Source organism: Cylindrospermum sp. FACHB-282 (assembly GCF_014697195.1).
In the GTDB taxonomy this organism is placed as follows: Bacteria; Cyanobacteriota; Cyanobacteriia; order Cyanobacteriales; family Nostocaceae; genus Cylindrospermum.
In genome coordinates this window covers 95,099-114,383 of record NZ_JACJRJ010000014.1, presented here as the reverse complement: position 1 = coordinate 114,383, position 19,285 = coordinate 95,099, and the positions used below count along the sequence as shown (strand labels likewise).

Genomic DNA, 19,285 nt, shown 5'->3' with positions numbered 1-19,285 from the left:
AAGGGAACAACTGACAACTGACAAATGAAATTTATATCAATTTTTTACGGAATTTTCTTGCTGATAGTCCTAATAATTTACTGGACTTTAGCAGAACAAAGGTTACGTTTATGGATTTTACTGTTAGCCAGTCTTGTATTCTACGCATCCTTGCACATTCAATACATACCATTACTTTTAGTACTTACTTTTATTAACTTTCGTTTGGGACTGGAGATAGGCAAAAACACATCACCAGGGCCACATTCTCAGGACTGGCGAATTTCTAACGAAGAGTGGCAATTTGCCCAAGCTGACTGGAATCTTCGCAGGTTAAAAATTTTGTGGTTGGGCGTGATCTTAAATGTGTCACTTCTACTAGGTTTTAAATATCTACCCCCTGTATTCAGAGTTGTTTTTAACCTATCAACAGAAGCACCAGATGCTACTTTTAAATTTATTGCTCCGTTAGGAATTTCATTTTTCACCTTTGAATGCATTGCCTATTTAATTGATGTCTATCGTGGTGCCCCCGCTACTGAACAGTTTCTCAAATTTGCCACATACAAATTATTCTTTGCCAAACTGATTTCCGGACCGATTACTCGCTACCATAATTTAGCGATTCAATTCAATACACCGCACTTACCCACGGTTGATAAAGTGGCTGAGGCACTGTGGTTAATTGCTAGAGGTGCTGTCAAAAAAGGGATTTTTGCAGATTACCTAGGGATTTTTGTCGATTTATGTTTTGGTAACCTACAACGGGCAGGTAGTGCCGATCTTTGGTTAGCTACATGGGCCTACGGCTTACAGTTATATTTGGATTTCAACGGCTACGTAGACATTGCCCGTGGTACGGCTTTGCTGTTTGGTTTGGTTCTACCTGAGAATTTTGACTTTCCCTACTTCAGCACTAGTATTGCGGAATTTTGGCGGCGCTGGCACATAACTCTGGGAGATTGGCTGCGTAATTACATCTACTTTCCTTTGGGTGGTTCTCGTCAGGGTTTGATTCGCACCTGCTGGAATTTATTTATCGTGATGCTGATTGCTGGCATCTGGCATGGTTCTGCCTGGGGGTATGTAGTTTGGGGCGTATTTCACGGTTTAGCCTTGGGGGTTCATCGACTTACAGATGCAATCAGCGATCGCTTTGAGAATATGGAATATTTCTGGCAAAACCCTCTGGGTATAATTCTCGCTTGGCTATTGACTCAACTGATGGTGTTTACCTCTTGGATCTGGTTCCGTCTCCCCAACCTCCAAGACTCTTCTCTGGTAATTGGACACCTTTGGGGTCATTCTGCCGATGAACAATTTGTTCAAAAGATCTATGTGGAAGCCCTAAATATGAACCAATACCAAATAGCTTGGCTACTGCTAGCCATAGCTGGCCTGATGGGTATAGTCTATGCCTTTAACCGAAAGCTAAAGTTAGAGTTAAACTGGCCTATCAAGCTCGTGTTCGTACCCATAAGCCTTTACGCCGTTTGGTTATTAGCTCCTGAGGGTAGCTTACCCTATATCTACTTTGACTTTTAGCGCGGGTCATGGCTACCCTGGCACCGGTTAGTATAAGTAAAGTTAATTACTTTACGGAAAACAATCAAAAAATAGATACTAGACGAAATGTAAATTCATGTTACATTTATAGGCACAGGGAAGAAACAAATCCACCTGATTCATTTTTAACAAATTACCGCACTCATAAAAAAATGACCACAACCTTACAACAGCGCTCTAGCGCCAACGTATGGGATCGCTTCTGCGAGTGGATCACCAGCACCGAAAACCGGATTTACATCGGTTGGTTCGGCGTGTTGATGATTCCTACCCTATTAGCTGCTACAACCTGCTTCATCATTGCTTTCATCGCTGCGCCTCCCGTTGACATCGACGGTATCCGTGAGCCAGTTGCAGGTTCCTTGATCTACGGAAACAACATCATCTCTGGTGCAGTTGTTCCTTCTTCTAACGCTATCGGTTTGCACTTCTACCCCATTTGGGAAGCAGCTTCCTTAGATGAGTGGTTGTACAACGGCGGCCCTTACCAATTGGTAATTTTCCACTTCTTGATCGGTTGCGCTTGCTACCTAGGTCGTCAGTGGGAACTTTCTTACCGCTTGGGAATGCGTCCTTGGATCTGTGTAGCTTACTCTGCACCTTTGGCATCAGCTACCGCAGTATTCTTGATCTACCCAATTGGTCAAGGTTCATTCTCCGACGGTATGCCCTTGGGTATCTCTGGAACCTTCAACTTCATGATTGTGTTCCAAGCAGAGCACAACATCTTGATGCACCCCTTCCACATGCTCGGTGTAGCTGGTGTATTCGGCGGTTCCTTGTTCAGTGCAATGCACGGTTCACTAGTAACTTCTTCCTTGGTTCGTGAAACAACCGAAACCGAGTCACAAAACTACGGTTACAAATTCGGACAAGAAGAAGAAACCTACAACATCGTTGCTGCTCACGGTTACTTCGGTCGCTTAATCTTCCAATACGCTTCCTTCAACAACAGCCGTCAACTACACTTCTTGTTGGCAGCTTGGCCAGTGATCGGCATCTGGTTCACCGCTTTGGGTGTCAGCACAATGGCTTTCAACCTCAACGGTTTCAACTTCAACCAATCAATCCTTGACACTCAAGGTCGCGTCATCGGTACTTGGGCAGACGTGATCAACCGCGCTAACCTGGGTATGGAAGTAATGCACGAGCGTAACGCTCACAACTTCCCCCTAGACTTGGCTGCTGGTGAAGTTGCTCCTGTTGCTCTGACTGCTCCTGCAATCAACGGTTAATAACTAAGCTTTAGTTAAATAAGAAACGCTCTCCTGATGGGGAGCGTTTTTTGTTTTTGGGGTGGGCTGGACAGCCTGCTCAAATCATCGACAATAACTAATGTCTGAATCAGGATGCTCAGGATTTCAGGATGAACTGGATTTTTTATGAATATTCTGACAATATTCATTCTGTTATATCTCCAATTTTCCATCAATAACATCCTGAAAATCCTTAAATCCACAAAATCCTGATTATGACAATGAAATCCAGAAAATCCAGAAGCGTCAATAGTGTATTTAAATACAATAGACACTGAGGTTTTATGCTAAAAGCCTAAGTATATACATTAAATGTCAGATTTAATTGTGGAAATAGAATTTTCACAAGCAATTCAATATAAAATCTAAAACTTAAAATCGAAAATCAAAATGGCAACCTTAACTCCTAATTCTAGTTTTAGTTTAACCCTCCGTTTGCACATACCCAATCGTGTGGGAATGTTGGCTTCAGTCACTCAGGCGATCGCCATCACTGGTGGGAATCTTGGTCAAATTGATTTAATCGAGCAAACCCGTCAAGATTCCATCCGCGATATTACCGTCGATGCTGCTAGCACGGAACACGCTGAGACTATTGTGCAAGCAGTGAAAGAATTACCAGACATTAAGGTGCTGAATGTTTACGATCGCACTTTTAATTTGCATCGTGGTGGCAAAATCAGCATTGTCAGCCGAATTCCCTTGAAGAGTGTATCTGATTTAGCAATGGCTTATACCCCAGGAGTCGGTCGGATTTGTAATGCGATCGCCCAAAACCCTGAGGAAGTTTACAACTTAACCATCAAACAAAACACAGTTGCCATTGTGACTGATGGTAGTGCTGTTTTAGGATTGGGAAATCTTGGCCCAGCTGCTGCCCTACCAGTCATGGAAGGTAAAGCGATGCTGTTCAAGGAATTTGCAGGGCTTGACGCTTTTCCCATCTGCCTTGCTACCCAAAACACGGATGAGATTGTCCAGACAGTCAAAAATCTCGCCCCGGTTTTTGGTGGTGTAAACTTAGAAGATATCGCTGCACCTCGCTGCTTTGAGATTGAACAAAGACTGCGACAAGAATTAGATATCCCCGTTTTTCACGATGACCAACACGGTACAGCAATAGTCACCTTAGCCGCTTTGTTTAATGCCCTGAAGCTGGTCAATAAGTCAATGGCAAGCATCCGCATTGTGATTAACGGTGCTGGGGCGGCTGGGGTAGCGATCGCTCGTTTACTCCGCAAAGCTGGGGCAGAAACCATCTTGCTCTGCGACTCAAAAGGGATTATCTCTACCAGTCGCACTGATTTGACAGCAGAAAAGCAGGAATTTGCAGTCAAAGCCCAAGGTACTTTAGCGGGTGCAATACAAGGGGCGGATGTGTTTATCGGCGTCAGCGCACCGGGAGTTTTAACAACAGAAATGGTGAAATCAATGGCGAAAGATTCCATTGTGTTTGCAATGGCTAATCCAATTCCGGAAATTCAGCCTGAATTAGTCAGCCCAATAGTAGCTGTTATGGCTACTGGTCGCAGTGACTACCCGAATCAAATTAATAACGTCCTCGCTTTTCCGGGGATATTTCGCGGTGCTTTAGATTGTCGGGCACAGACTATTACCACCACAATGTATCTGGAAGCAGCAAGTGCGATCGCTTCTTTAGTTAATCCCTCAGATTTGAATCGGGAACATATTATTCCTTCAGTTTTTGATCAGCGTGTCGTCACCGCTGTTGCTGCTGCTGTGCAACGCGCAGCCCGTGAAGAAGGTATTGCTCGGAATTAATCAGTTTGGAGGAGCGTACTTATGTGCGCTCCTAGTTTTTGATGAGATTTTTTTTACCGCAGAGGGACGCTGAGGGAAGCGCGGAGGTACGCAAAGTTTTTTTGGGAAATCTGGTATTTTCCGCTTTTGGGTGAGGTTTTATTCTGCGCTCAAAAATTCTAAATAGCTGTTGCTCAGTTCTTTGACTGCTAAGTCATAAAGCTGCTTACCGTGTTCTGGGGTTGCTAGGGCAGGATTTGAACCCATGCGTCCATCTGGATAGCGTGAGCGAAAATCAGCTGCACTATAAATTTTGTGTCCTGATGCAACCTCTGGTGAGAGGGGTGCTTGCTTAATTGCTTCTGGATAAACATACTGGGTGAGAGCTACTTCACTAGGGGTAGCATGAGAGCCTTCTTGGTTGCCATATAATTCTTTAGCTAGCTGGTATACGGAACCGCACATATACCAGTTAGCTACTTGACATTGCACCTTTTGGGCGTTGACAATCTGCAAGTCTTCTAAGTGGGCGTAAGTTTCGGAGAAAGCGGCTTTGAGGGTGGCGATGTTACCACCGTGTCCGTTGATAAAGTAGAATTTGGTAAAACCAGCTTTGGCTAAACAAGTTATATAGTCTCGCACTACCTGAATTAAGGTGCTGGGACGCAGGCTGATTGTGCCGGGAAACGCGGTATGATGTAATGCCATGCCGATGTTGATGGTTGGCGCAACCATTGCTTGAGTTGCTTCACCTACTCCACGTGATATGGCTTCTGCACAAATGGCATCAGTGCCAATTAATCCTGTTGGGCCATGTTGCTCTGTGGAACCAATCGGGAAAATAATCCCCTTAGATTGCTGTAGATAAGTTTCGACTTCCTGCCATGTACTTAAATGTAGTAACATTTTGTCTCAAAATCCTCGTCAAAATTGCGGTAGGAGGAAACATTTTTCTGCTTGACAGCATCTTTTCTAATTAACTCCCATTAATCTGATTATCAACTCCCTTACTTTCAAGTGGAGGCTAGCACTATGAAATCCCCTCATCTCTACCAAGCGTTTACCGGGTTAAGTTTAGGATTTTTATTCATCAACAGTACTTTCGCTCCTCCGGCTTTGGCGGGAAGGTATGTTTTAAATCAAACACCGCAAACAATCGAGCGCTATTTTGGGCGTTATCTTAAAAAACAAACCAGTGAGGGAAAAGTTATCTATACCTATGCGCCGAAAAGCTTCCGGCGATTATTTCCCCTGTTTCCTAAAAGTAATTTTTCTATCACTTTTGTGAATAATCAGGCGAAATCTATTAACCTAAATTTCAATAGTGATTTTGATAAATATTCAGGAAATTATAATTATGATCAACAATCGGCTGCCAAATTCTATAAATATATTTTTGGATATCACCCCCCAATTTGGCAAGAACTTACTGCCAAATTTAGCGGAAATGAGACTATTTATTTTTATGAATATTGTTTAGGTGATGGAGTCGCAACGAGTTTTGAAAGATATGGATATAAGCAATTTACTGATTCTGCCACTTTTGCCTATAATACTCGTTGCGAATCTCCCGACAATAGAAATCTAAATTGAGTTTTGAGATGTTACTTTTCTGGATTATAAAGGAGTCTAAGACGACAAAGGGAATAACTCTTGATTAATCAAAGTAATAATGCTTTTTTACATCGCGGGTAATTTCCCATGTACAAGACATACCAGCAGGAAAAGTGACTAAATCTCCTTCACCCATTTGCACTGGCTGTCCACCATCAGGCGTAACAGTTACATCACCGGTCAGAAAGTAGCAAGTTTCTTGAGATTCATAAGTCCAGGGGAATTTTGAAACTTGCTTTTGCCAAATTTCCCATTTTGGTACACCCAACTGGTTGAGATATATTTGACTGGGTTGATGCTCAATTTTAATTTCCATTTGGTGCTTTCTCTGGTGGTGTTTAGCAGTAGGACTGGATATCTTCTCCACACTCATCTACTAAATAGCACAAAGCACGAAAACGCAAGCCGATAAATTGATCGTAAAGCGGATTTAGTTTGCACATGGGAGGAATGTGCGCTATTGTGCGACCAAATACCATGATATCACGCTCGAAGGGACATTGGGCGGGTATCATTTTGGCGATGAAGTGCGCTAATTTACGGTTTTGAATCTCGATTTCATCTAGCCATTGACGTAATGGTTGTAGTAAATCAAATTTAGGTTGACTAATTCGGTTGTGACTGTGCGATAGATTATTTTCTCCCATCGGGTTAATAAAAGTAGGGAGAATGATCGGCTGATGATTGGTTTTGAGCATAGTTGTAAATCAGGTTGTCCTTAGATTGATGAACTATTTGCCAAGTTGGCGTATTACAATGCAATCTATCTCAGCAAGTTGTGCTGTGCTTGTCAATAGAAGTACCACAAGCACAAAGAGAGAAATCTACATGGAATTTGGTGAAGAAATGGTTTAACTAATTGTTATTTAAACTCACCAGACGTTGAAGAACTGTCCCGTTAAATACAAAATAACAAAGAAAATATAAAATTGGTATTCTTTAAACTTATTGATTCCTGATATTGAAGATAGCATTCCCATATATTGAATAAAAAAGTCTGGTTGGAAAACTATTCAGTACTTTAAGGGAAGCCTTAGTGAACGAAAGTGCAGTTTAGCTATGAGTTTAACTATATTTCCCGCCGATATTAGGATAAATAATATCCAGTAAAAACTATATATTTTACATAAGATAACCTGAATATTACTTAAAAAGTACAAAAAGCCTTTGATAAGGATAAACTAATATATTTGTTCTAGTCACGGATAAAAATGGAGATTACTTAAACAAGAAAAATATTTTTTATACTTATTTAGTCTAAGCAATCCCTTTCTCCATGTCTAAATATTGATTGCCACGAATTTTGGACGCTTTGCGCCATCGCCTTATTCTCTTCACCTATTCAACTGTTTTAGCTTAAAAAGTAGAAGCCTCTCACCTACCCGATAGGGAGGTGATGAGATGAATACGAGTGAGTTGACGACAGTTCTCCGACCAATGCCGCAGGCGAGGGAGGTTTTGCAGGTCCCAAACGAACAAATCTTATTCTTCTCTCCTTGTGATACAATTTGATTGATAGGTGTAATCGAATTAAATGCTGAAAAGCAGCCTATTAAAATAAAAGCTAATTGTTTGGATCAACCAAAGAACCGTGTGGCGCACGGTCTTAAAGCTCAGTAAATGTCTTCAAAGAAGAGTCGCTGAGAGAGCTTACACTCACCCGAACGCGAACAGCGTCTCGCTTTCTAAGGAGAGTGTGTGGAGTACGTCACTTTAGACCAATAGTTTGGCTCCGGCTAACTACTTTGTTTTGAGCGGCTTTGCAAAATATAACTAGATAGTTCACAAAATCCTTCTCCTTCAGCAGCCGTAGTTACATAAGCAGGCTGATGTTGCAACTGATTTGCATATTCGACCACATTGGCCACACCTACAGATATAGGAAAATAACGCCGATCAAATAAACTTTCATCATTGGGACTATCGCCAACGGTGACAACTTGTGATGATGAGTATTCGGGGAAGTATTCGCGCAATACTTGCAACAATCCCACGGCTTTATCTTGTCCTTGGGGTTTTATATGACATTGGACATTGCTGTAGGTAAATCCCCAACCCATTTGCTGACAGAGATTACCTAGGGTTTTTAGTTCATTTGGCGTTAAAGAGTCTACATCAAAAGTCCAGTCAGTGATCCGAAAGCGATTGTCAGCAGATTCTTGGATTTGGGGAAATTTACTTTGTAATTGCTTAAAAGTTGTAGCTAAATGGTGGCGATGGTGAGCTAAGTCGGGAATGGGAGTTAAGGCTAAGGGTTTCAGGTTTGCAGATGGATAGAATAAACCGCCGTTTTCGGCAACTGCACCTGCAACCGGCATCAAGCTACTTAATCCACTCACCCACCCTGCTGAACGTCCGGTAACAATTAGTACCTGAATACCGTCTGCTGCCAAATCTTCTAAAGCTTGCAGTAGTGCTTGAGTAAATTTTCCTCCGCTAGTCAAAGTGCCATCCATATCTGTAGCTACGAGGCGAATATTACTGAAGTAAGTAGATGCCACCTCAGACAGTTGTTGGTGTCTGTTCATATATGAAATTTAGAAAAAGCTGTAAAAAATACTAACAATACAGCAAGATGATATCCAATATTTGGGCAAGCTAAGAATTAGGAATCAAATTTTTCAGTTTGCCAACCATGCTTAGTTCGGTATATCTTGCTCAATCTTCAGGATTCAAGACTAAAAAAGTCTCCCAGGAAGTACTAGCCAGCGATCTGCAAACACCACCATTGTTGCTGATCACCTCTGGAGGAATAATTTTCGGGCTAATTGCTCTACTTGTGTATGGCAAAATCGTGATCAATCGGCTGGAGAAAAAACTCAAGTTTGAAGAATTCCGCACGCGAGAACTAGAGAAAAAGTTTAAGCTAGCTCTAGGAACTATTCGCACAATGGAAACTAATCCCGATTTAGTTAACTCGCGGGATTTTAACTTGGATTATTTGCGGATGCGGATGTCAGAGGAGGTGTTTCATTTTGCGATCGTTAATCAAGTTAAAATCAAGGTCAAAGATAAAATTACTCAAGCCCTGCGTCCCAATCAAGCCCAACAAGGATCGGTGGGGATTGCCAGTAATACTGGCAGGCATATAGATGAAATGTTTGATGTAGAGTATGAAGCTGGTACTACGCCGAACATTGTCAAGCGAGTGTTGTTTCGGATTCAAATCCGGTTAATGAAGTTACCGACCCAGGCAACTTCTGCCACTATTAGCCAAATTATTGACTGTATAGAAACTTACCTTAGCCCAATGGAAGATGAAGATAACTGGCAACCGACAATTCAAGGTCGGATTGCCTATATGCATTGGGATCAAAAGGCTAAACCTACGCCATTGCTGGTGCTAGAACAATCGAATGAGGGCGTGAATGTAACTTTTCGCACTAGCCGCCAATCTACTAATCCGTTACAGCCTCCAATGAAACAACCAGGAGTTACTAAAAAATAATCTCAATTTCAGGGTGCTCTTAGATCATAGTTATGAGTTATGCATTATGAGTTATGAGATTATTGCCGAGTATTTTGGGCATTACGAGTTAAAAGTCCATCTTCCATTTCTACGATGCGATCGGCTATATCTAAGATCCGGTTGTCGTGAGTTACCAACAAGATAGCAGTTCCCTGTTCTTTGGCAAGACGCTGCATGATTTCTACAACATCGCGTCCTGATTGCTTGTCTAAAGCCGCTGTTGGTTCGTCTGCTAGCACCAGTGGGGGACAATTCACCAAAGCACGTGCGATCGCGATTCTTTGTTTTTGTCCACCAGAAAGATTGTCTGGGTAGTAGTTCATTCGTGCCTCTAAACCAACTGCCCCAAGCATCGCTTCTGACTTAGTAACAGCTTCAGTTTGAGAAATCTGCTTATTTAATTCCACGGCCATTTGCACATTTTGCCTAGCAGTTAAGAACCCCAGCAAATTGTGAGCTTGGAAAATATAACCAATATTGCGCCGACTCTCCACTAATTTGCTTTGACTAGCGCCTGATAGTTCTTGACCTAAAAATTTCAGACTTCCCTCTTGTACAGACCGCAAACCACCAATTAAGCTGAGTAATGTAGTTTTACCTGACCCTGATGGCCCAGTCATAATTACAATTTCTCCGGCATAAATTTCTAGGGTGATGTCAAATAATATCTGTTTTCTTAGGGCACCTCTACCATAGTAGTGGTTGAGATTTTGAATAGCGATTACAGGTTCTTTTTTCATCATAAATTACATAGCTAGAAGTAAGCAGTTCCTAGACAAAAATCTAGTGGACACAAGCAAAGAGTTAGGAATTAAAATTTCTTAAATATGAATTATAAAAGTTTTAGCTAATTCATATTTGATTGATAATTATTTGCCTTGCCAAAACTTTATTGATAAACTTTAAATTAAAAAATATCTGCTGGATCAGCAGAACGCAATTTCCTGACGGCAATCACACCAGAAATAAAGCACATTAGCATAGTCATTATTAACACCATTACAGCACGGTTAAGGCTCATAAAAACGGGTAAAAGTGTAGCATCTCTAGCGGCTTTGTACATAAATAAAGTAAAAGCAAATCCTGGCATATACCCTAAAACTGCTAACATTAAAGCTTCTTGAAGAATAACGGTTAATAAATAGTTTTGTGTATAGCCTATTGCTTTGAGAGTGGCATATTCAGATAAGTGATCTGTTACCTCAGTATACAATATTTGATAAACAATCACAGTTCCTACTATGAAACCCATAATTGTTCCTAATGTGAAAATAAACCCAATAGCTGTACTACTTGCCCAATAATTCCGTTCAAAATCGATAAATTCTTGCTTGGTTAAAACATTGATATCTTTGGGCAGATAATCTCGTAATTGTTGAGCAGCTATTGTTGAATCTAGTCCTGGCTTTAATCTAATTAGCCCAATATCAATTAAACCACGCTGACGGTTATTAAATATGCGTAAAAAGTTAATATCGCTGACAATTAAATTGCCATCTGCCCCAAAAGATGCACCTAAAGTAAATAGTCCTCCAACTTTAATTTGCCTCCTTCTTACTTCTGCTGTTACAGTTTTACCTTGCTGAAAATCAGCAGCGATTGGCCCGTATTCTAACCGGGAAGAACGGTCAAACAAGACCACATCAGGTAGTTTAAGTTTATCTAAATTTTCCTGAATACCAGGCAGGTTAAACACGTTAACTTGTGGGTTCATGCCAAAAATGAGGATGCTTCGAGGGCGACCTGTAACGGGATTTTTCCAGCTTGTATAGTCCAAATATATAGGATGTACTGATTGCACTGTCTGTAAATCTAAAGCTTTATATAGCCGCTTTTCAGAAAAAGTTTTCATCGAAAGTACAGCGTTAGATTGACTGTTAATTAAAACAATATCACCCTGTAAGCTGCTATGCATTCGCACGTTACTATAATATAAAGCATCCCGGAAGCCAAGTTGCATAAACATCAAAATATCAGCGAAGCTAATGCCTGCTAAAGCTACAGCTAGGCGAGTTTTTTCCCTAGTCAGTTGCAGCCATGACAGAGGTATTTTTTGATTCATTTTCCAGTGTTCCCAGCAGTTAGTTCATAAATTATCCCTAATATATTTTCGGGATAATTACTTGGTTGATGAATGGGTGTATTACCCTGAGTAATAATATGGCAGGGGAGATAAGATAATTACTGCTCATTCTTAACTTGATTGAATTTAATTTCGACAATAACTTTAGCGTTGGTTAAACCGGAAACTCGCTGGCTATATTCTGGAGGTAGAGCAATTTTCACTTCTACTACTCTGGCGTCTACATCTGCTGCTGGATCTGTATTCAGCACATCTTTTTTGCCGATTTTTCTGCCAATTTCTGTGATTGTTCCTTTTAATTCTCCGCTAAATGCCCCGTTATCGCTGGTGATAGTAGCGTTTTGACCGATACGCACTTTACCAATACTGTCTTCGGCAACTTCGGCAACGACAAACATCTGATCGGTTTGTCCAATCTCGGCAATGCCGTTTGAACTCATTATTTCTCCTGACTTGGTGTGAATTTTTAATATCTCCCCAGCAATTGGTGCTTTGATGTAGCTCAAATTGAGTTCTGCTTGCGCTCTTCTCACAAGTGCGATCGCATTGGTAACTTGAGCTTGGGCTACCAGCACATCAGTGGGACTAACTTCTAGGAGTCTTTTCAATTTGGCTTGTTCTTGGTCGATTTGCCTGCCCAAAGTTGCGATGGTTTTATCGCGGTTAACTTTGGCTTCAATTAGCTGCTGTTGCAAAGTTGCTAAAGTTTTTACTTGGTTAGCTCTGGCTTCACCAATTTGCTGTTGCAGAGTTGCCAATGCCTGTCTCAGGTTAGCTTGGCTTTCGGCTACTTGCTGATTAGAAGTATCCGCACTCAAACGCCTTCTATCTCGTTCTTGCTGGGAAATAGCACCTTCTTTGTATAGATAATCATAGCGTCCGGCATCGACTTGGGCGTTGCGCCGTTCAGCTCGTATTCGTGCAACCGTTGCTCTTAAACTATCTCTTTGCCCTCTGAGTTCGGCTTCTAGGCGATTAACTGTTGCTTGTAGGGCAATTTTTTCCCCACTTAACTCGGCGGCGATTCTAGCGATTGTTGCTTGCTGAACCCTACTTTCTCCAGCTAACTCGGCTCCTAGGCGATCAACAACTGCTCTTTGAGCTTGAATGTCTCTTGGTGAACCAGCTCTGACTTGGGCTAAATTAGCACGAGATTCTTGCAGTTTGGCTTTTGCTTCTTCTACTGCGGCTATTTGGGTATCGCGGTTGTCTAAAATCGCCACCACTTGACCTTCTCTGACTCGCTGCCCTTCTCTGACTAGGAGTTGTTGAATGCGTGAGCCTGCGGCTGATCCGGCAGTTGGAGCAGAAAGTTTAACAACTTCTCCTCGCGGTTCCAAACGCCCCACAGCACTAACGCTGTTGGCAACTGGTGCCATTGGTAGAGAGGAAGTTAGTTTTTTCAGCTGCTCAATTTTGGCTGTAGCTAGAAATCCGGCGGCGATCGCAACTGGCAAAGCTACAGCAATGCCCCACCAAACCTTAGGTTGCTCAAGTGGCTGTTCCGTTGACTTTGGCTTCTCAGTCACCCTTGACATGGTATATTGCTCGTTTATCTAAATTGTGCTAATGGACGTAAAAATGCTAATTAGCCCCAGTTGAATTAGTCAAAAAGGTTCTTAAGTAAACAGTTAGTTGCTGAGGAAAAACAACAGTGGCTAAAAGCTGGTATCGCTGAAAATCAACTACCCAATGAACGCTGAACGCGACAAATTTCTACAACAATCGCGCGAGGAAACTAGCTGGCTCTTAAATAGCTTTTGAGTATGAGTGAAATTGGCGTGCAACAGAAATTAAGAGAATTCAAAATTTTGAATTCACCAACTCCATCACCCAGATACTATTTCTGTTGGCCTAGGGTGCGCTTGGCAAGGCAACCTGGTATAAATTTAGGTAGATTTTAGTTAACAGACAATCGCCAAGATGTTCTGCAACCATAGATGACTGCTGCTAGGTTTTGGAAAGATGATGCCAACAGCCTCTTCTCCCTCTGAGTTATGGAAGTAAGATTAGGCAATGATCACTTTTCGCTAGGTGAGATGATGAGAGTTGCTCCCGCTACTGGCGTCCATCTTGAATGAAGAAGAGTCAAGACGAATAAAATCTACAAAACAACATGAAAAACAAACTGCTGCCGTTGATGGATTCAATCTGGCAACAAAAGTGAAGTTTCCTTAAGTCAAGTTTTCGACCAACTGAAAAATATCTGTCAAATAGAGCATTCCTAACATCACCAAAATATCGAATTGCGGAAGCACCTGATTTCTAATTATGGGGGGGAGAAGCAGGACACTTTATTCATTCCCCATCCCATTGAATATGTGGAAATCACTACAACAAAGTATCTTTAGATATCTGCTCTAAAGAACTGATTCGCTGTTCTCCCTGCTGCTGTTTTCTGACTCCATCAAACTCTGGTTAAATGAATTCTACATTCATCAGTTGGGGGAAAACGTAACAGAGCCTACAGATGGGACAATGAGGAGAGGGGGAGATGATTAATCCGGCAAATCAAACAAAACTGTGGTCATGTAATTTTCTGCCCAAGCTGGGCCAAAGGCTTTTTCTAGTACGCGACGGGTTTTGTCGTTTTGCTGCTGTTTGGTGCAGTAGTTTTTTTGTCCAGCGAGGATTTGCGCCATTTTATCTGGTGCAACGGGTGTAGATGCGATCGCATTTTGGCAATGAATATCTAAAAATTCCTGTACGCGCAACAGAAACTGAGTTTCTTCTTCTGGGGAACTGGGGCGCACGAAGATGCAAAAATCAGAGAAGATATTTCCCCATTCAGGTAATTCACGGGGTTGGGAAAAGTTCGGTGCTGGTAGCTCAGTAAGTGCTGTAGTGTAAGCGGATGGTAGGCTACGGTTTAAGTTTACAGGAGAAAGATCGGCGATCGCTGCACTAATTTGACCCCTACCCCCAACTAAATCGCAACCAAACATGGGGATGTCATATTCTGGATGGGGAAACATGACGCAGTGCAAAATATCCAGCATATTTCCCACTTTTGCTAGTTCCAAGTGCATTTTCCGGAACTGTGGTGTTTGATAGCAGCGGTTTTCAATTGTCAATTTTTCCCCCTCTAGTCTACCTTCTACATATCCCAACTCAGCAGGCAAATGGTAGGGTGATAAATCTAAGTGCTTGTGCCAAACTGCCTCAATACAATCAGCTAGTTGACGAATTAGGGGATGTTGTTGCTCACGCAGGGAAGGGGTAGAAGTAGAAGACATATTCTCGTGGGCCAATAAAATCTAGTTGTCAGTCTACAACTAGCCGCGCCACTTCTGCTCTGTCCCGCAATATTAAGCAAACACTGACGCCAATGTAACGTTATGAAACGTTGACTTTTCAAGTATATTATTTATTTTGTATCCTAGGTTACAGAAATAATTTTAGATTAGCCAATTAGCTAAGGCTAACACCCAGGTATGAAACTAGATTCTCATAAACCTGATTTTGCTGTGCAATCAAGAAGGCAAAATCTGAACTGTTTAAGCAAGTCTGATTCCCAAAAATTCCCAACCTCGGCTTGGATACACCTGTGGGAACTTCCCAATCCCTTTAGTTTTGATGAAGCATTGTTATTGTGTCAGGTTTCTGAAAACGAGTGGCTAGTCTGGATTCCCGATCATGGGGAAGCAATAATAAACACTTCAAAATTCAAAATAGGGAGAGCGCTCGCAGTATTCGGATAACTAATGTTGCCAAAAATCTGTGGCTTCATATCCTAATTCTGCCAACATCTGCCGCAATAAAGGTAAACTCAGTCCAATCACATTGGTGTGACAACCCTCGATTCTTTCCACGAAAAAACTGCCAAAACCTTCAATAGCAAAGGCTCCAGCGCAGTTGAGTGGTTCACCTGTAGCGACATAGGCAGAAATGGCGCGATCGCTCATCTTCCCAAAATAAACCCTTGTCACTTGATACTTGACAACTGCCTTACTTTGTGTAGTGTCAATTAAGATATGACCTGTATAAAGGTCGCCAAAGTTACCTTGCATCAATTGCCAACGTGCGATCGCCTCAACTGCATCCGCTGGTTTGCCATAAATCTCACCATTGATTGCCAAAACCGAATCACAACCCATAATCAAAGCTGATGTAAACTGCGAGACTACAGTTTCCGCTTTGCATTGGGCCAAAGTTTGCACCAATAGTGCAGGATCACTCAGTTGGATTTGCGACTCATCAAAATCGCTAGGGCAAACTATTGGTTCAATACCAACGGTTTGCAGCAAACGGCGTCGCGCAACAGAAGCAGAGGCAAGTACAAATTGCGGAATTTTCATAAATTAAAGTTGGGCATTGGACATTAATAATTATCCCCATGCCCCATTTCTAATTAATACACCGTGAAAGAAGTAACAACCTCATCAATCATTCGTTGAAGTTTTTGCCAACGTTTTTCAGGAACGGAGGCGTTAAAGGTAAAAACTTTACCACGGCTAACAGCAACACTGGCGATGTTGTGTCTTTGTTGCTGATTAGGGAGTTTCACCGCATACTCTAATAGGTAGTATATTTTACCGTCAACTTCTTTCTGTCCAGCATTGACTAATTCGGCTGTACGACCAGAGTCAGGAGGAGCAAGAGCCGCTTTTCCCAACCTGTATCCTACTTCTGTGGGTGTCCCCAGTTCTGCCAAAGTTTTGCCTTCGGGAGCAGGACTAATCACCACTGAGACATTTTCCGATACCTCAATCAAATCGTGGAACACCACATCGGGGCCGTTGGCAACTTTAACTTGCAACCAGCCATTAGGATATAAAAACTGATAGCCATCAGTACTATCTACAAAGCTTTTGAGTCCTGCCGCAGCTGCTACATCAGAATTACTCAGGCTGAAGCTAAACACCAATAGCAAGATTAACGCAATTCTTTTCCACATTTATCAAAATTCCTTTGGGCTGGAAGCAACACAGGGCAAGCTTCATGTTACATTTTCATTCTCCCATCAACAGGTACGCAGTTGTTGGTTTTTTCTACTGAGAACTGACAACTGATAATTGCTAGAGAATTTGCAAGACAACCAAGGTCATATCATCGGTATTTTGCCTATCGGGGCCGATAAATTGCTGAACTTGGTCAAAGAGGTAATCGACAATCTCCTGTGGCCCGTTGCAATAGCGGCAGGCAGCGTTAAAAGAAGTGATAAAATTTTCTTCATCGAAGCGATCGCCACTTGCCGCGGCAGCATCAGTCAAACCATCTGTATAGTAAATAATTGTATCCCCAGGCTCTAACTGTGCTTGGGCATCTTCATATTGGCTATTGGCATCCAAACCAATCAGCATTCCCAAAGTATCCAAACGGGTGACGTTTTTTGTAGCTGCGTGCCACCACAAGGGGGGATTATGTGCCGCATTGCTATAAGACAAAACTCGATTTTGGGGATCATATTCTGAATAAAACAGCGTGATAAAGCGGTGGGAATTTTCCAAATCCGCATACATCACTCGATTCAAATTTTGCAGAATCTTGGCTGGGGAATTACCATGTAGTACTTCTCCTCTTAGCATTCCGCGCATCATGGTCATAATCAACCCTGCGGGGACACCTTTACCCATTACATCCCCTATTACCAAACCCCAGGGGATACTTTCTTTGCTGCCATTAATGTTCGGCTGAGTTTGATTGTGATTGGTGGGAATAAAGTCGTAGTAATCACCACCAACACGATTGGCAGGTTTACAACGTGCGGCAAGAACTACACCAGGAATCATCGGACATTGACGTGGTAAAAGCCGGCGTTGAATTTCTGCGCCAATTTCTAGTTCTTGGTCTAGGCGTTCTTTTTTCCTCAGTTCTACAGCCAGTTCATCGTTTTCAATCGCTACTGCCGTTTGATCTGCCACTAACCTGACTAACTTTTGTCTGGTTTCTGTCCAACTATATTCCGGATCGCGGCTCAATACATACAGCCAACCACGTTCTGTATGTTTCACTAAAATTGCCGTACCAAATACTTGCACATCTGGCCCCAAACAGCGATGCATCTGATCATCCAAAATTCCTGTAGAAGTTGCTAGAGGGACAGAGTTTGGCACAAGTGTGATTTGACTGCTAGCTGTTTCTAGAGCTTTGCGGATATTCTTTCGCTGGCGACTATCTTGCCAGTGTAGTTGCTCTAACCTAACTTGACCATTAGGTTTGTAGAGAAATAAAGCACTACCATCGGCATCTGTGACTCTTGTTGCCATCAGGGGAATCAGCTCCAAAAATTGATTCAAATTATTGAAGCTTCTGAGAGCAAACCCTAAAGAACTGAGTAAATCTTGAATTTTATTTTGTTCCCGGTGCAACCTTGCTACGAGTTCTTTTAGCGCCACGACTGGTGTGACATCTGTCGCGGCACTAGTATTACTTTCAGTGGGTTGAGAGGGCAATTGGGACACAGGTAGAGATATTATTACACTTTAAGAACAGCAGATTTGAGATTGTTTATAACCCCTTTATCTCTGGGATTGCTAAACCATATTGGGACAAAATTTGTGATTTTAGCAAGAGTATAAAGACGTAAGGCTTAACTTTTAGCAGTATTGCATTTGCTGATTACATTTCTTGTCAAATATTAGGAATTTTAAGTAATGTATTTCTTAGTTAAAAATCCGCCTACAAAAGCCAGTAATTTCGATGAGACGCCACAAAGCCTTTTATTTTTTCATAACTTAATTAGCAATTCATATATCTTGAGACAGAACATTTCTGCGGTAGCACAATAATTTTTCATGGTTTTATGATACCTATTTGGAATTAGATTCCCAGGATTTTTAGGGGTGCGTGGGAAGTTTTTGGGGTTAGAGGATAAAAATACTCATTCTGATGCCTAGGAACTAAAATATGCAAATAAGTTGGCAAACCTTTAAGTTGTATACCATAAATTCCCTGAATATTTACCAAAAATAGAGTTTTCTATTGAGGATTTCTCTTTTGACAAATTTTTGAATTGCTAAAGATGCCATTTAGCTGGCTGAAAAAATCACTCTTTAAATTAGGTAAATACAAGTTAGCAAAAGTATAACCCAAAATATTTAACTTAAAAGTTATATAAAATTATCCAAAATCTACTCGTTAGATGGGTCAAATCGGTGCTTTTTGGCGGCATCACCTAAGATTTTGTGTGAAAACGAGATTATATAAGCCGTCAACTAGCGTTGGAACCGCCAATTTTGGAGAGGTTTTTTCCAAGGGTTTCCACGCCACGTGCTTTAAGCCGGGGAACCCGTCCAACGCAGTGGCTCCCCATGAGCGACTACTGTTCGCGTAGCGTCGACCCAGGAGATACCCCGAAGGGGCTACCCATTCTAGGGTGTCGTGACTCAAATAACGGTTACCCTTCTCTACGGGACGCTGTTCGCGTTCGACTGAGCTCAGGGTGGTCTGGTCAGGACGGCTTGATTGATTGCTCATACAAGCAAGGGTGTCTTTAGACCTGGCTTCCTGACTTCAGCACTTACGCTTTTTCCAGTATTTATTTTTTGCGGATTCTAAGTGATTATTCTAGGTTGTAAGTCCTAAATTTATTAGTTTGCAAAGAAGAAATCTTAA

16 protein-coding genes are annotated in these 19,285 nt (G+C 41.9%); 5 read left to right on the top strand and 11 right to left on the bottom strand.

Annotation, left to right across the window (positions count from 1 at the left end; all coding sequences use genetic code 11):
* The first annotated feature begins 24 nt into the window (after window positions 1–24).
* The 3 genes from H6G32_RS09995 to H6G32_RS09985 all read left to right on the top strand — a co-directional run bounded on the left by H6G32_RS09995 (window position 25) and on the right by H6G32_RS09985 (window position 4,583).
* Complete coding sequence (locus H6G32_RS09995) at window positions 25–1,524, top strand: MBOAT family O-acyltransferase (protein WP_190457648.1); 1,500 nt, start codon at window positions 25–27, stop codon at window positions 1,522–1,524.
* A gap of 173 nt (window positions 1,525–1,697) precedes the next feature.
* On the top strand, window positions 1,698–2,780 hold the full coding sequence (gene psbA, locus H6G32_RS09990) for a photosystem II q(b) protein (RefSeq protein WP_190457646.1): 1,083 nt from the start codon (window positions 1,698–1,700) through the stop codon (window positions 2,778–2,780).
* Window positions 2,781–3,191: 411 nt separating this feature from the next.
* Entirely contained in the window at window positions 3,192–4,583 is a 1,392-nt protein-coding gene (locus H6G32_RS09985) for a malic enzyme-like NAD(P)-binding protein (RefSeq protein WP_190457644.1), read from the top strand.
* Window positions 4,584–4,721: 138 nt separating this feature from the next.
* Here H6G32_RS09985 and H6G32_RS09980 read toward each other — a convergent pair whose 3' ends face one another.
* Entirely contained in the window at window positions 4,722–5,468 is a 747-nt protein-coding gene (locus H6G32_RS09980; RefSeq protein WP_190457642.1) for a creatininase family protein, read from the bottom strand.
* Window positions 5,469–5,594: 126 nt separating this feature from the next.
* Between H6G32_RS09980 and H6G32_RS09975 the strand changes: the two genes are divergently transcribed.
* Window positions 5,595–6,155 (top strand): hypothetical protein, encoded by a 561-nt coding sequence (locus H6G32_RS09975; RefSeq protein WP_190457639.1) that lies wholly within the window; start codon window positions 5,595–5,597, stop codon window positions 6,153–6,155.
* A gap of 64 nt (window positions 6,156–6,219) precedes the next feature.
* Here H6G32_RS09975 and H6G32_RS09970 read toward each other — a convergent pair whose 3' ends face one another.
* The 3 genes from H6G32_RS09970 to H6G32_RS09960 all read right to left on the bottom strand — a co-directional run bounded on the left by H6G32_RS09970 (window position 6,220) and on the right by H6G32_RS09960 (window position 8,704).
* Window positions 6,220–6,492, bottom strand: coding sequence for a cupin domain-containing protein (locus tag H6G32_RS09970; RefSeq protein ID WP_190457637.1), 273 nt, complete (start codon window positions 6,490–6,492; stop codon window positions 6,220–6,222).
* A 22-nt stretch (window positions 6,493–6,514) separates the two neighbouring features.
* Window positions 6,515–6,874: a Mo-dependent nitrogenase C-terminal domain-containing protein gene (locus H6G32_RS09965; RefSeq protein WP_190457635.1), complete on the bottom strand. Its 360-nt coding sequence runs from the start codon at window positions 6,872–6,874 to the stop codon at window positions 6,515–6,517.
* 1,038 nt (window positions 6,875–7,912) lie between these two features.
* On the bottom strand, window positions 7,913–8,704 hold the full coding sequence (locus tag H6G32_RS09960) for an HAD family hydrolase (RefSeq protein ID WP_190457633.1): 792 nt from the start codon (window positions 8,702–8,704) through the stop codon (window positions 7,913–7,915).
* 107 nt (window positions 8,705–8,811) lie between these two features.
* Here H6G32_RS09960 and H6G32_RS09955 point away from each other — a divergent pair, with 107 nt between their 5' ends.
* Window positions 8,812–9,624, top strand: coding sequence for a hypothetical protein (locus H6G32_RS09955; RefSeq protein WP_190457673.1), 813 nt, complete (start codon window positions 8,812–8,814; stop codon window positions 9,622–9,624).
* Between the two features lie 59 nt (window positions 9,625–9,683).
* Here the strand turns inward: H6G32_RS09955 and H6G32_RS09950 are convergent, their stop codons facing one another.
* The 7 genes from H6G32_RS09950 to H6G32_RS09920 all read right to left on the bottom strand — a co-directional run bounded on the left by H6G32_RS09950 (window position 9,684) and on the right by H6G32_RS09920 (window position 18,132).
* The gene (locus tag H6G32_RS09950) at window positions 9,684–10,388 is read right to left on the bottom strand and encodes a DevA family ABC transporter ATP-binding protein (RefSeq protein WP_190457631.1); all 705 of its coding nucleotides are present in this window, start codon (window positions 10,386–10,388) and stop codon (window positions 9,684–9,686) included.
* A gap of 164 nt (window positions 10,389–10,552) precedes the next feature.
* On the bottom strand, window positions 10,553–11,707 hold the full coding sequence (gene devC / locus H6G32_RS09945; RefSeq protein WP_190457629.1) for an ABC transporter permease DevC: 1,155 nt from the start codon (window positions 11,705–11,707) through the stop codon (window positions 10,553–10,555).
* A 119-nt stretch (window positions 11,708–11,826) separates the two neighbouring features.
* Window positions 11,827–13,266, bottom strand: a complete 1,440-nt coding sequence (locus tag H6G32_RS09940) for an HlyD family efflux transporter periplasmic adaptor subunit (protein WP_190457627.1) — start codon at window positions 13,264–13,266, stop codon at window positions 11,827–11,829.
* A gap of 960 nt (window positions 13,267–14,226) precedes the next feature.
* Window positions 14,227–14,964, bottom strand: coding sequence for a phycocyanobilin:ferredoxin oxidoreductase (locus H6G32_RS09935; protein ID WP_190457625.1), 738 nt, complete (start codon window positions 14,962–14,964; stop codon window positions 14,227–14,229).
* 465 nt (window positions 14,965–15,429) lie between these two features.
* A complete protein-coding gene (locus H6G32_RS09930) occupies window positions 15,430–16,026 on the bottom strand; it encodes a Maf family protein (RefSeq protein WP_190457623.1) in 597 nt (198 codons plus the stop codon).
* 53 nt (window positions 16,027–16,079) lie between these two features.
* Window positions 16,080–16,625, bottom strand: a complete 546-nt coding sequence (gene psbP, locus H6G32_RS09925; protein ID WP_190457621.1) for a photosystem II reaction center PsbP — start codon at window positions 16,623–16,625, stop codon at window positions 16,080–16,082.
* A 121-nt stretch (window positions 16,626–16,746) separates the two neighbouring features.
* Window positions 16,747–18,132: a PP2C family protein-serine/threonine phosphatase gene (locus H6G32_RS09920; RefSeq protein ID WP_190457620.1), complete on the bottom strand. Its 1,386-nt coding sequence runs from the start codon at window positions 18,130–18,132 to the stop codon at window positions 16,747–16,749.
* Between the last annotated feature and the right edge of the window lie 1,153 nt (window positions 18,133–19,285).

Bases quoted from the DNA above. Each gene is read 5' to 3' on its own strand.
- H6G32_RS09995 (WP_190457648.1), top strand. From the start codon at position 25: ATGAAATTTATATCAATTTTTTACGGAATTTTCTTGCTGATAGTCCTA.
- psbA (WP_190457646.1), top strand. From the start codon at position 1,698: ATGACCACAACCTTACAACAGCGCTCTAGCGCCAACGTATGGGATCGC.
- H6G32_RS09985 (WP_190457644.1), top strand. From the start codon at position 3,192: ATGGCAACCTTAACTCCTAATTCTAGTTTTAGTTTAACCCTCCGTTTG.
- H6G32_RS09980 (WP_190457642.1), bottom strand. From the start codon at position 5,468: ATGTTACTACATTTAAGTACATGGCAGGAAGTCGAAACTTATCTACAG.
- H6G32_RS09975 (WP_190457639.1), top strand. From the start codon at position 5,595: ATGAAATCCCCTCATCTCTACCAAGCGTTTACCGGGTTAAGTTTAGGA.
- H6G32_RS09970 (WP_190457637.1), bottom strand. From the start codon at position 6,492: ATGGAAATTAAAATTGAGCATCAACCCAGTCAAATATATCTCAACCAG.
- H6G32_RS09965 (WP_190457635.1), bottom strand. From the start codon at position 6,874: ATGCTCAAAACCAATCATCAGCCGATCATTCTCCCTACTTTTATTAAC.
- H6G32_RS09960 (WP_190457633.1), bottom strand. From the start codon at position 8,704: ATGAACAGACACCAACAACTGTCTGAGGTGGCATCTACTTACTTCAGT.
- H6G32_RS09955 (WP_190457673.1), top strand. From the start codon at position 8,812: ATGCTTAGTTCGGTATATCTTGCTCAATCTTCAGGATTCAAGACTAAA.
- H6G32_RS09950 (WP_190457631.1), bottom strand. From the start codon at position 10,388: ATGATGAAAAAAGAACCTGTAATCGCTATTCAAAATCTCAACCACTAC.
- devC (WP_190457629.1), bottom strand. From the start codon at position 11,707: ATGAATCAAAAAATACCTCTGTCATGGCTGCAACTGACTAGGGAAAAA.
- H6G32_RS09940 (WP_190457627.1), bottom strand. From the start codon at position 13,266: ATGTCAAGGGTGACTGAGAAGCCAAAGTCAACGGAACAGCCACTTGAG.
- H6G32_RS09935 (WP_190457625.1), bottom strand. From the start codon at position 14,964: ATGTCTTCTACTTCTACCCCTTCCCTGCGTGAGCAACAACATCCCCTA.
- H6G32_RS09930 (WP_190457623.1), bottom strand. From the start codon at position 16,026: ATGAAAATTCCGCAATTTGTACTTGCCTCTGCTTCTGTTGCGCGACGC.
- psbP (WP_190457621.1), bottom strand. From the start codon at position 16,625: ATGTGGAAAAGAATTGCGTTAATCTTGCTATTGGTGTTTAGCTTCAGC.